The organism is Prosthecobacter sp., assembly GCF_044373815.1.
Lineage (GTDB): Bacteria > Verrucomicrobiota > Verrucomicrobiia > Verrucomicrobiales > Verrucomicrobiaceae > Prosthecobacter.
In genome coordinates this window covers 1-11,856 of the sequence record NZ_JBIPNG010000182.1, presented here as the reverse complement: position 1 = coordinate 11,856, position 11,856 = coordinate 1, and the positions used below count along the sequence as shown (strand labels likewise).

Annotated in this window: 6 protein-coding genes; 4 read left to right on the top strand and 2 right to left on the bottom strand. The window is 58.4% G+C overall.

Annotation, left to right across the window (positions count from 1 at the left end; translation table 11 throughout):
- Positions 1 to 295: 295 nt before the first annotated feature.
- The gene (locus tag ACIREA_RS15700) at positions 296 to 2,401 is read right to left on the bottom strand and encodes an acetate--CoA ligase family protein (protein WP_397383237.1); all 2,106 of its coding nucleotides are present in this window, start codon (positions 2,399 to 2,401) and stop codon (positions 296 to 298) included.
- A gap of 283 nt (positions 2,402 to 2,684) precedes the next feature.
- Positions 2,685 to 2,837 carry a hypothetical protein gene (locus tag ACIREA_RS15695; protein WP_397383236.1) on the bottom strand — a complete coding sequence of 51 codons (153 nt, stop codon included), beginning with the start codon at positions 2,835 to 2,837 and terminating at the stop codon, positions 2,685 to 2,687.
- Here ACIREA_RS15695 and ACIREA_RS15690 point away from each other — a divergent pair.
- The 4 genes from ACIREA_RS15690 to ACIREA_RS15675 form a co-directional block, all read left to right on the top strand.
- On the top strand, positions 2,836 to 4,059 hold the full coding sequence (locus ACIREA_RS15690; protein ID WP_397383235.1) for a DUF5722 domain-containing protein: 1,224 nt from the start codon (positions 2,836 to 2,838) through the stop codon (positions 4,057 to 4,059). The two genes, ACIREA_RS15695 and ACIREA_RS15690, sit on opposite strands and share 2 nt — an antisense overlap.
- Before the next feature lie 304 nt (positions 4,060 to 4,363).
- Complete coding sequence (locus ACIREA_RS15685; protein WP_397383234.1) at positions 4,364 to 5,233, top strand: helix-turn-helix domain-containing protein; 870 nt, start codon at positions 4,364 to 4,366, stop codon at positions 5,231 to 5,233.
- A gap of 146 nt (positions 5,234 to 5,379) precedes the next feature.
- A complete protein-coding gene (locus ACIREA_RS15680; protein WP_397383233.1) occupies positions 5,380 to 6,291 on the top strand; it encodes an HAD-IIA family hydrolase in 912 nt (303 codons plus the stop codon).
- A gap of 180 nt (positions 6,292 to 6,471) precedes the next feature.
- A partial coding sequence (locus ACIREA_RS15675) for a beta strand repeat-containing protein (protein ID WP_397383232.1) occupies positions 6,472 to 11,856 on the top strand: 5,385 nt, incomplete at its 3' end.

Sequence of the window (11,856 nt, the reverse complement as noted above, 5' to 3'; positions counted from 1 at the left end):
TGGGCCGGGTGGTCCCGGTGCTGCCGGGGGAGACCCTGAAGGAGTGCGCCCACAATTGACGAGCAGCAGCGCCAGCACGAAAAGAGGGTATTTAAAAAATGTATTCATGCTCAAACAATTCGTTTCTTGCGTCCTTCTGGACGTCGCTGATCTCACGCAGCAAACGTAAATACAAGCAACCGACGAATCTGCCAACTTTCCGCTGCTCTCAGTTTAAACAGGTGGCCGCCGCCACATTTAGTTGAGCAAATATCATTACGTGAGGCATGACCCCTGGCATCGCGCCTATGACCATTTATGCCCGAACCACCACTCGTGCATCCAGCGCGATGATGCCGTCCGGCGTCGCCAGCAGCGGATTGATGTCCAGTTCAACGATGCGCCGCTCGTGCTGCACCAGCCGGGCAAATTTTACCAGCGTATCATCCAGCGCTGCCAGATCCACCGCCGGCTGGCCGCGCACGCCATGCAGCACTTTGGCGATTCTCGTTTGCTCCACCCAGCGCCGTGCCAGCGCGTGATTCAGCGGCGGCAGGGCCAGCGCGTGATCCTGCAGCACCTCCACCAACGTCCCCCCTGCACCAATGAGCAGCACCGGACCGAACTGCGCGTCTGTGCTCACCCCGAGGATCAATTCGATGCCTTTCTGTGTGATCATACGCTGCACAGTCACCCCTTCAAAAGCGGCCAGTCCATGCAGGTGAGTGACGTTGTCCTGAATCAAACGCCAGGCCTGCTGCACAGCGGCGGCATTGAGCAGATTAAGCTGCACGCCACCACAGTCGCTCTTGTGCGTGATGGTGGAGGAAAGCAGCTTGACCACCACTGGAAAACCCAGCGCCTCAGCTGCGGCAACTGCCGCCTCTTCATCATAAGCAGCGCGTGTCTCCACGATGGGAATGCCCGCCACCTGCAGCAGTTGCTTGGCTTCCTGCTCCGTCATCAGCGTGCGCCCGCTTTTCAGCACTACATCAATCATCTCACCCACCAGAGGCAGTGCTTCACTGTCATCATCGTCTGCATGCGCGCTCAGTGTTTCGCTCAGCCAGATCAGGCGCAGCCGATGCTCCCGCATGCGCACAAACGCCAGCGCCGCTTCGTCAGGGTAGTCATACGTGGGCACCCCGGCCGAATTGAGGATGCCGCGTCCCTCTTGAACACTCTGCGCCCCCATCCAGCTCGCCAGCAACGGCTTGTTGATCTGGCCAGCGATCCGCGCGACTTCCTGCGCGATGTTTGTGGGATGCGTCATGGCCTGCGGAGTCAAGATGGCCAGCACACCATCGACAGCAGCGTCGTCAGCTACGATCCCTAATGCCTGTGCAAACCGAGCCGCGTCAGCATCCCCCAAGACATCGACTGGATTGTGGTGGCTCCAGTGCGCGGGCAGCAGCGCGTTCAAATCCGTCATTGTCTTCGCCGACAACTCCGCCAGCTCCCCGTGGCCAAGCACCAGCGCATCCGTGGCCAGCGCACCGGGACCACCCGCATTGGTCACGATCGCCAACCTCCGTCCGGTAGGCAGCGGCTGCTTGGCCAGCACCTCGGCCATGTCGAACAATTCCTCGATCGTGTCGACGCGCAGCACGCCGCTTTGTCGCAACGCCGCGTCCAGCACCGCATCGCTGCCGGTCATCGCGCCTGTGTGCGAAGCCGCCACACGTGAGGCCTCTGCGGTGCGGCCGACCTTGATCACCACGATGGGCTTTTGCGCCGCCACCGCCCGTGCCGCCGCCAGGAATGAAGCCGCATCATCCCCCACGGACTCCATGTAAATCACAATGCTGCTCGTGTTGGGATCTTCCCCGAAGTGCCGGATCAGATCTCCCCAGCCCACATCCGCCATCGCTCCGGTGGAAACAAAGGCGCTGAATCCCACATGCTGATCATGGCTCCAGTCCAGGATGGCTGTGCACAACGCCCCGCTCTGGCTCAGGAATGCCACCCTTCCCGGCTGCGCCACACTGCTGGCAAAAGTCGCATTTAGCCCCGCATGCGGATTCATCAAACCGAGGCAGTTCGGCCCGATCAGGCGCACGCCATGCCGCTTCGCCGCCGCCAGCACCTCCGCCTCCAGCTTGGCACCTTCAGGCCCCGTTTCCTTGAACCCTGCAGAGATAACAATCACCGCCTTCACGCCCGCCACCCCAGCCTCCTCCACCAACTGTGGCACCGTGCTTGCAGGTGTCATAATGATCACCATCTCGGGCACCTCCGGCAGTGCCGCAATATTCGGATAAGCCTTCACGCCGCACACCTCCGCACGCTTCGCATTCACCGGAAACACCGGGCCTGAAAAGCCGCGCAGATTGTCCCAGATCGCACGGCCCACACTGCCTTCACGCTCCGTGGCTCCGACAAGAGCAATGCTGCGCGGCTGAAAAAAAGAGGTGAGAGACATAATGGAACCTACGAATGGAATGGACCACGTCTCAACGCATGTTGTGCATTGTTGTGATCATACTGGTTGGTTGGAGTCGTTGTGGCTGGGTGTTCATCCCCCTTCTCCGCGTCGCCTCACTCCTTGCCTTGGTCTTCACTATTACGTGCTGGGTTCACGCTGCTGAGCCCTTGGCCCAAGACCATGTAGTGGTCTGGCACAATGCTGATCCTGAATATTATGTCGAAGGTCCGGGGCTGGTCCGCCTGAACAATCGCTCGTGCCGGAAAACGAGTAACCGTCCTCACCCCTCATCCCCTGCGCAGCACGAACCGCACGCCACGTAGCAATCGTCGCAGATAAACTCGTCACCAAACTTCACCGCTTCGGGTTTGCCGCAGCGTTCACAGGCAGCTTGCAGTTGCTCATTCGCTGCGGTGGTTGTCTCATCACTCATGCGTCATCTTCTTCTCGGCCTCATCCTTGCGCAAATCGCCTGTGCTCAAAACAGCGATCCGTTTCCCACACCTCCGAATCAAAAGGGCCTGCAGGTGCAGATGGTGGATGATGCGCTGGCGCTCGGCATTCACCACGCGGGCATCAATGTGAACCTCACCGGCCTGTTTGATCCCAAATCGAAGCCTGAAACCGGTGAGTTTATTTTTAATCAAAATTATCTCGCTTCACTGGACCGCCAGATCAAGCCGCTTTCCGACAAGGGCGTGCTCGTTTATCTCATCATCATCGCCTATCCTTCGAAGAACGCGGCCATCGACGCCGTCGTGCTGCATCCGGGACATCGCAAAGATTACAAATTCAGCGTCGGGGCCGTAAACACGACGAGTGGTTTTCTGAACGCCGTCATGAACCTGCTCGCAGAACGCTGGAGCGGCGCTCATCCCGACCACGGACGTGTCTGGGGCTGGATCATCGGCAACGAAGTCAATTCTCACTTCCTCTGGAACAACATGGGCCTCGTGCCGCTCGAAACCGCCGCCAGCGAATATGAAAAGGCCTTCCGCATCATGCACCAAGCCATTCGCAGACATTCCCTGAACGCCCGCACCTACCTCTCCTCAGATCATCATTGGAGCAGCAGCATGCACAACGTGAGCCCGCAGGAAGCCACCCCAGGTTGCGACTTCCTCGACACCTTTGCAAGACTTGTGCGTGAGCGTGGTGACTTCGATTGGAACGTCGCCTGGCATCCCTACCCCGAGGACCTCGGCAATCCACGCGCCTGGGCGGACAAAACCGTCACGCACGATGACAACACCAACAAGGTCACCTTCAAAAACCTCGAGGTGCTGCCAAAGCATCTGGAGCGCCCTGATTTACTCTTCAACGGCAAGCCACGCCGCATCATCCTCAGCGAGCAGGGTTTCCACACACTGCTCACGCCCGAAGGCGAAAAACTTCAGGCCGCCGCCTACGCATATGCTTGGGAGAAGATTCAAACCCAGCTCAACATCGACGCCTTTATTTACCACCGTCATGTAGATCATGCCCACGAAGGTGGCTTGCGACTAGGCCTATGGCGCAACGCGCCAAACTCTGTCGCAGATCCGCACAGCAGGAAGCTCATCTACGAACTCTTTCAAAAAGCCGGAACTCCGGCATGGCGTGCCGCCGCCGATGCGCTGCTGCCAGTGGCTGGCTTGAAGGCTTGGAACCAGTAGAGCTGGAGTGATACGAATGTCGCAGATGAACACACATCTGTGCAAATGATAAGCGTAGATCCAGCAGGTGGCACGCATGCTGCATAGCCATGCACATAGCCTGATGCTTCGGCTGAAGGTTTATTCACCTCCGCACTGTGAAACTTCTTTTGCGCCTAAAATCGACTCTGCCTTCCATCCTTCATCCAAGAAATGAACTTCCGCACGCAGCTTTGATTCGTATCAGTTTTCATGAACGATTTCATACGTTCGCCATCTGCCATTACAGGAACGGGATCCTGCATGTTCTCAGCACGAGCAACTGATGAAACCCATTGTTGAAATGCTCTCCCCGCTTGCAGCCGCCGAACCGGTGGTCTGCGAAGTCGTGCGCGGACAGGATTTCGGTTGTGTATGGCATTACCACCCGGAGTGTGAGATCACTTTGGTGTTGAAAGGCGGCACTGAACGACTCGTCGGCAACAACATCTCATCCATCCAGCCTGGAGATCTCGTCTTTCTGGGCTCCAATGTGCCGCACGATTACCGCAACCAGCCCGCACCGGGCGCGCCTGTCACGGAGGTGGAAGCCATTGTCGTGCAGTTTATGCCGCAACTGCCAGGACATGAGGATTGGATGCAGCGCTCCTCCATGACTCCCGTGCGACGGTTGTTCCAACGTGCCGACCAAGGCCTGAAAATCAAAGGCATCACGCGGCTGACCGCCACTCGCATCGTTCAGGAAATGCTCCATGTGCATGGCATGAAGCGCGTGATCCTGCTGCTGCAGTTGCTCGATCTGCTGTCAAACTCGGAGGAACTGCAAGAAATCTCCTCTCCCGTCCTGCCGCAGCCACGCCCCGGCACATCCGACCGCATCAGCATGGCCTGTGAATTCATCGCATCCCATCTGCCAGAACCCATTTATGTGGCCGATCTGGCGGCCATCGTGGGTCTTGGCAAAAGTGCTTTCAGCCGTCTCTTCAAAAAAAGCACCGGACGCACCGTGCCTCAATACGTGAATGAGCTGCGCATCGCGCGTGCGTGCCTTCTGCTCGCAGAAACAGACCTGACCGTCAGCCAGATTGCCATGGACTGCGGCTTTGTATCACCTGCGCATTTCCAGCGGCAGTTTAGAGAGCACCAGCACTGCGTCCCCTTGGCCTATCGCAGCAGGATCTTGCAGTCCTCCTGAAGCAGAGTGCACAAAGAGCGTCTGCTTTGCTCAATTCGGGGTCTGCAAGGACTGAATGGTGGCCTCGCCAATGCTTAGAGCAAGAGTCCATAGGAGCATGCAGACAGTTCTGTGAACCATGCCCCAAACCCTCCCCCTCAAAAGACATGCCTCAAACCAAAGGACTGCTGATCGACATGGACGGTGTGATCTACCGTGAAAACCAGCTGCTGCCCAAGGCGGCGGAATTCATCCACCACCTCATCGAGACTTCGACCCCCTTCCTCTTCGTCACCAACAACTCTGCACCCACGCCCGAAGATCTGGTCGTCAAACTCAACCATCTGGGAATCCACGGCATCTCAGCGCGGCATTTTTACACAGCCGCCATGAACACTGCCGAGTTTCTGGCTGAGAACCACCCTTGCTGCACAGCCTTCGTCATGGGCGATGCCGGGCTGACACTGGCGCTGCAAAAGGCAGGCATCCCCAATGATTCCATCCGCCCCACTTACGTGGTCGTTGGCGAAGGCATGCAGTCCACGGAGAAACTCTCCAAAGCGCATGAACTCATCGAGAAAGGTGCGCGGCTGGTCGCCACCAATCCAGACAACTGGTGCCCCGTGAAAAAGGAAGTGACCCGCCCCGGCGCAGGTGCGCTGGCTGCGTATCTGGAAGCCAGCACAGGACAGCGCGCCTATTTCCTCGGCAAACCCAACCCATACATGTTTCAGCGTGCAAGGCGGCTGCTGCAGCGCCACACCGAAGAAGTGATGATGGTGGGCGACACAATGGAGACGGACATCCGGGGGGCCATTGAAGTCGGCATGCAGGCCTGCCTGGTGCTGACCGGGTCCACACGCCTCGAAGATCTGCGCAATTACGTGTACCAGCCCACTTGTGTTCTGGAGGGCGTTGATGAACTACTCGAGGAGCTTCGAGGCTCAGGAACCAGCAGCAGTCGGCTGCAATTTCTCTCCAGTATCACGGCCTCTGCTCATAAAAAACCGGGTGCGAAGCATCCCGACCAGCGCACCGAAATCGCTTATCCGCGTCCGCGCCCGGCTATGACCAAGTAGCCAGTCTAGCTGAAACGCATGCCAGGTGAAGCCTGTACAAGCATGCCAATTTCGTGCTCTGCCGACCTGGCACGGTCGGGCGCACAAATAGCGTCTTCTTTGCGTGATTCGGGGTCTGCATGAATGAGGGAATGGTCCCGCAGGTGCTTAGCGAAGAAGTGCTGATTTTAGCATATACTTATGCAACACCTCACTTTTGTTTGTCGCTCACTTCGAATCTACCAGCTGTCAGCAGCAGTAATATTGCTGATCTCCATCACTGCTTCCGCACAAACGGTGACGTGGGATTCCAACACCAGTGTCACAGGTCCCCAGAATACGGATGGCAGCAGCCCGCTCAACACCCTCATCTGGAACACTGTTAACACCAACTGGTGGAATGGAACGGCAAACACCTCCTGGGTCAATTCGACGTCAGCCATCGCTCAATTCGGCACGAACGTCCCGACTCCGGCACTTTCCAATCCCATCAGCGTCACTGAAGACATTGTTTTAAAAGAACTTCGATTTCTCGCGGTCACCACTGGAACCATCGCTACGGGGCAGCAGTACGCATTGAATGGCAATGTGGCCGGACGCATCATCGACTTCGGTGCAAACGGCCTGATTCAAATGGAAAATCTCTCCTCAGGCGGCTCCCAATTCGTCGGTCTGGGAGCCAATCTCCGACTCAAGGGCAGCAACCTGCGCATTCAAAAATTCGGTTCCGGCACCACGTTTCAGTACATCTCGCTGTCGATGTCCACCAATCCCGATCTCACAGGATCTTTCACGATTGGCGGCAGTATTTACGCCACCATCTCTGTGCCAGGCACACTACAGGCGGTGGACCGCATCGTGGTGGAGGCCGGTGGCACGGCCGCACTCAGCGGTGCGGGATCCAACTACACGCAGGCATTCTCTCTAGCGGGCATTGGCAACAGCCTCCTCTTCTCCAGCACCGCCTATGGAGCCATCCGTCTGGCTGCAAACAATATCACCCTCTCAGGCCCCATCACCCTGACAGCGGACGCTGGCATTCACACCAACTTCTCCGCCTCCAACGGTTTGAGCGCTACGATCTCGGGTTCCATCGGGGACAATGGGAGTAATTTTTCCTTCAACCGTTTCACCTTCACCCGCGGTGGGGACAGCGTGGTGACACTGACCGGAGCGAACACTTATGGCGGAGCCACCATTCTCGGACGTAATGTGGCCAGTTATTCAGGTGGCATCACTGTGCTGGACTTTAGCGCGGTCGGAGCACCTCAAAACAACATCCTCTACAACGGTCTCACCACGCCAGGAAACCTGGTTCTGGCCAGCGGCAACTCTGCCACAACACTGCGCCTCGTCGGCAATGCAGGACAGACCAACAGCCAGGCCTTTAAAGACCTGAGCGTCTCAGGTGCCTACAATGTACTGGAGCTCATTTCCGGCACCGGTGGCACAATAAACCTGAGTTTTGGCAACATCAGCCGTGTGGAGACAACGGCGGTGCTTTCTGTGCTGGCACCTTTTTACGGCACCATTTCCACCACTCAGGCAGCAGGCTTTGCCGGCCCTTGGATGAGCTACTCCAGTTCCTACGGTGCACGGAGCTGGGCCCAGGTGATTGGTGGCGCAGTTGTCGGTGGTTACACAGGAGACACCGTCCTTGCCACAGGACAAAACCTGGGAGCAGTTCCTTTCACTGCAACGTCCAATGCGACCATGACCAGCGGCACCACCGGAGCAGTCACAGCCGGGGCGGGCACCACCTTTCTCAATACTTTAAGCACCACAGATATTACTGCGGGCCGTCTGGTGCAGCTCGGCGCTGGGCAGACTCTTCGGCTTGGCACGCTCGGCGGCATCCAGCTTCTCAATGGCGCACAGGATCTGACCATCGGCACCTCAGGAGCCGCCAGCACGCTGTCAGCAGGCGGCAGCACGAACAACACCGCAGGCGTCCTCTTTCTCACCAATCTCTCCAGCACTGGTACGCTGACGATCAACTCCGCCATCGCCAACAACGGCACCGGCATCGTGACATTGGTGTCCAACGGCGCAGCCGGCACACGCACCGTGCTCACGGTGGTAAACACCTACACCGGTGGCACTCAAATTTCCAATGGCATCATGGAGATACGCAACGCCGGCGCTCTGGGCACCACCGGCACCGTGACCGTGCTTGATGGGGCCACTTTGGCCCTTTCCGGCAACATCACCGTCGCCCGTGCACTGGCCAACGTAGGAGGCTTTGGTGACGGCGGAAACGGCGCAATCCGCAACCTCAGCGGAACCAACACCATCACTGGACTCATCACGCTGGGGGCTCCCGCTCTCATCACAGCGGATGCGGGTTCTACATTGAATCTCGGAACCGTGGCCGCGACCGCCATCCTCACGGGCAGCAACTTTCTGAACTTCGGCGGATCTGGCACAATCAATGTGGGAGGGGCTATCGGTGCCGTCGCCGGCTTCGTCAAAACGGGGCTGGGCACACTCGTCCTGAGTGGCGCGAACACCTACACCGGTGCCATCACCGTGAGCCTGGGCACATTGAAGCTCGGCACTGCCACCACTCTGGGCACAGCATCCGTGGCCATCTCACCTGGTGGTGTCGCCGATTTGAATGGCTTCAGCATCAGTTCCGCATTCAGCCTCTCTGGCGCAGGGAGCGGCAGCGGGGCTGTCATCAGCAGCAGTGGCACAGGCACACTGACGGGTGCTGTGGCACTGACTGCATCCGCCTTGCTCGGCGGCGGCAATGACCTCACCATCAACAATGCCGGCGGCCTCACCGGCAATGTGCTGCTGACCAAAACCAGCAGCAGCACTCTTACCTTCATCAGCACCGCCACCAGCGCACGAACTGGCACGACACAAATCGATGCCGGCACACTGCGGCTACAGGCAGCGGCGACCTCCATCGCCCCAATAGGAACCGGTTCATTTGCACTCAATGGCGGCACGCTAAGCCTGGGCTTTGATGCCACCACCACCTTCACCAACGTGGTCAATCTTATCAAAGACAGCACCATCATCGTTGACCGCGCTTCATCGGGTGCAGGCGGAACTGTCACCACCCTGAGCACACTGACCATTGGCTCCAATATTTTAACTGTTAAGGCAGGCAGCAATGTCGCCAGCGGCACGATCGGCCTGACGCTTGGCGCAGTGAACATTGGCGGAGTCTCCATGCGTCCCGGCAATCCAATCTTTGATGTGCAGAGCACCGCAAATGCAACGACCACCCTGACTCTTGGAGCCTTCAACGATCAAGCCATTGCGCCCCGCACCATCACTTTTCAAAACAGCGGCACAGCAGCCAGCGTGATAACACTGGCCGTGGCAGCGAGCAGCTTGGTGGATGGCACGATCGTGAACATTGCGAGCACGGGCGGTGCTGTGACGCTGAACCTGTCCACCACTACATCTCTGGGAGGCCTGGCACAGGTGACTGTGGGCAGCGGCAACACTCTGACGGCAGGCATCAGCAGCATTGTTCTCGGCTCGCTCTCCGGCAGTGGCACCGTCAATGCCAGTGGTGCGTTTAGCCTTATCATCGGCAACAGCAGCAGCGCCACACTGCTGAACAGCACTTTCAGCGGCATGCTTGCCAACGGTACAGGAACGCTTGCGCTCATCAAGGCAGGCCTCGGCACGCTGACCCTGAGCGGCAGCGCCTCAAACACCTACACCGGCCTCACGACCGTCAATGCAGGCACCTTGATTCTTGGCAAGACGGGAGGAGCAACCGCCACGGGTGGCGGTGGTCTCACCATCGGGGCTACTGCCGCCAGCACCGTGGGGAACGCCACGGTGCGGCTGGCTGGAGATGAACAAATGACCGTCACGGCCACATCGGACTTGGTCATCAACGCTGGTGGCACGTTGGACATGAATGGTCACACGCTGACGGTAAACACACTGGTGGGCTTCTTCGGATCCACAATCACCGGCACAGGCACACTGACTTTGAACCGCACCAGCGGCACGATCGCTTTCTCTGGCATCAACACCCTCAGCACAACTCTGCAAATCACCACGGTTGCGAGTGCTTCCGCTTTACGAACGGTTCAGCTCACCAACGTGGCGGACCAACTCACCATCAGTGGATCGATCACTGAATCCACGGGGGTTGCGGGCCTCATTTCGAAAACATCACCTGGCACGCTCATCCTCACCGGCGACAACAGTTACACGGGCCTCACCACTGTCAGTGCGGGCATCCTCAACATCCGCAGTGCAACCGCTCTCGGCACCATTGCCAATGGCACGTCCGTCACCAGTGGCGCGACCCTGCAAATTCAAGGTGGCATCACGACGTTGGCAGAGGCTCTGACTCTTGCAGGTGGCTCTGGATTCGCAGGCGGCAACGGCCTCAACATCCAGACCGGTGCTCTGGTCAATGTCAGCGGCGTGAACAACTATGCCGGCCTGCTCACCCTTTCCACCTCCGCAGTCACCATTTCCTCGGACAGCGGCACACTCACTCTCACGAATGCAGGCACGATCACAGGCGCGGGCATTGGCTTGGTCCTCGCGGGTGCAGGTGACGGCAGCATCTCCAGCATCATCGGCACCACCACCGGAACCTTGACCAAAAACGGCACGGGCACATGGACACTCAAAGGAGTGAACACCAGCACAGGAGCCATCACGATCAACGCAGGCATCTTGAAACTCGGGGATGGCATCACTGGCAGTTGGAGCACCACCCCCGGCCTGACCTACACCGGCAGCGGCACATTCGAATACGTCGGGATCGCCGCTGCCGGCACGCAAGCCCTTGGCTCACTCACACTGACTTCCGGCAGCGGTGTGTTGAAAGTGGATGCACCTGCCACCGGAACCAATGCGCTGACTTTCACCTCGCTCGCCACACCTGCCGCAGGCTCCGGCCTGAACATTATCTCGCCAGCGAACACCAGCGTGACCATCACCGGCACCTCAAACATCAATGGCATTCTTAATGCGCGCATCACTTTTAATGGCGCTGATTTCGCAGCCTCCACTGGTGGACTCATCGGCGCAGCGTCCACCACCACGGCCAACAGCAATCTTTCCGCCGGCAACACCAATCCCTACCTCATCAGTGGCTCCTTTGCGCAGACAGCTTCCATCACCGTCAATGCGGGCTTGAAATTCACAGGCAACGACACCTTGACCATCGGCAGCGGCATCCTGCTCACCATCAACAACGGCGCGAACACCGCTGGTGGAATTTTGGTCACTGGCGGAGTGGCTGCCTTGATCGCAGACGGCGTCACTGCGGTTGGTCTGACCACAGGGGGCAGTGGTGATCTGGTGATCGGCACCAATGCAGCAGGAGACAGCCTCAGTATTCAGGTTTCAATCACCAGCACCACCACCGGCGGCGTCACCAAAAACGGCGCAGGCACACTGACTCTGGCCGTCGCCAATGCCTATACCGGTGCCACGAGCGTTAATGCTGGCACATTGATTCTCGGAAACGCCACCGCCATGAGCACCTCCGCGGCAACCGTACAAACAGGAGGCGTGCTGGACCTCAACGGCAAGCTCATCATCAATACAGCCGCCTTGAATGGAACAGGCATCAGCAGCGGCGGTGCACTG

Excerpts from the sequence above, each read along its gene's own strand:
- ACIREA_RS15685 (WP_397383234.1), top strand. The coding sequence starts at position 4,364 with ATGAAACCCATTGTTGAAATGCTCTCCCCGCTTGCAGCCGCCGAACCG.
- ACIREA_RS15680 (WP_397383233.1), top strand. The coding sequence starts at position 5,380 with ATGCCTCAAACCAAAGGACTGCTGATCGACATGGACGGTGTGATCTAC.
- ACIREA_RS15690 (WP_397383235.1), top strand. The coding sequence starts at position 2,836 with ATGCGTCATCTTCTTCTCGGCCTCATCCTTGCGCAAATCGCCTGTGCT.
- ACIREA_RS15700 (WP_397383237.1), bottom strand. The coding sequence starts at position 2,401 with ATGTCTCTCACCTCTTTTTTTCAGCCGCGCAGCATTGCTCTTGTCGGA.
- ACIREA_RS15695 (WP_397383236.1), bottom strand. The coding sequence starts at position 2,837 with ATGAGTGATGAGACAACCACCGCAGCGAATGAGCAACTGCAAGCTGCC.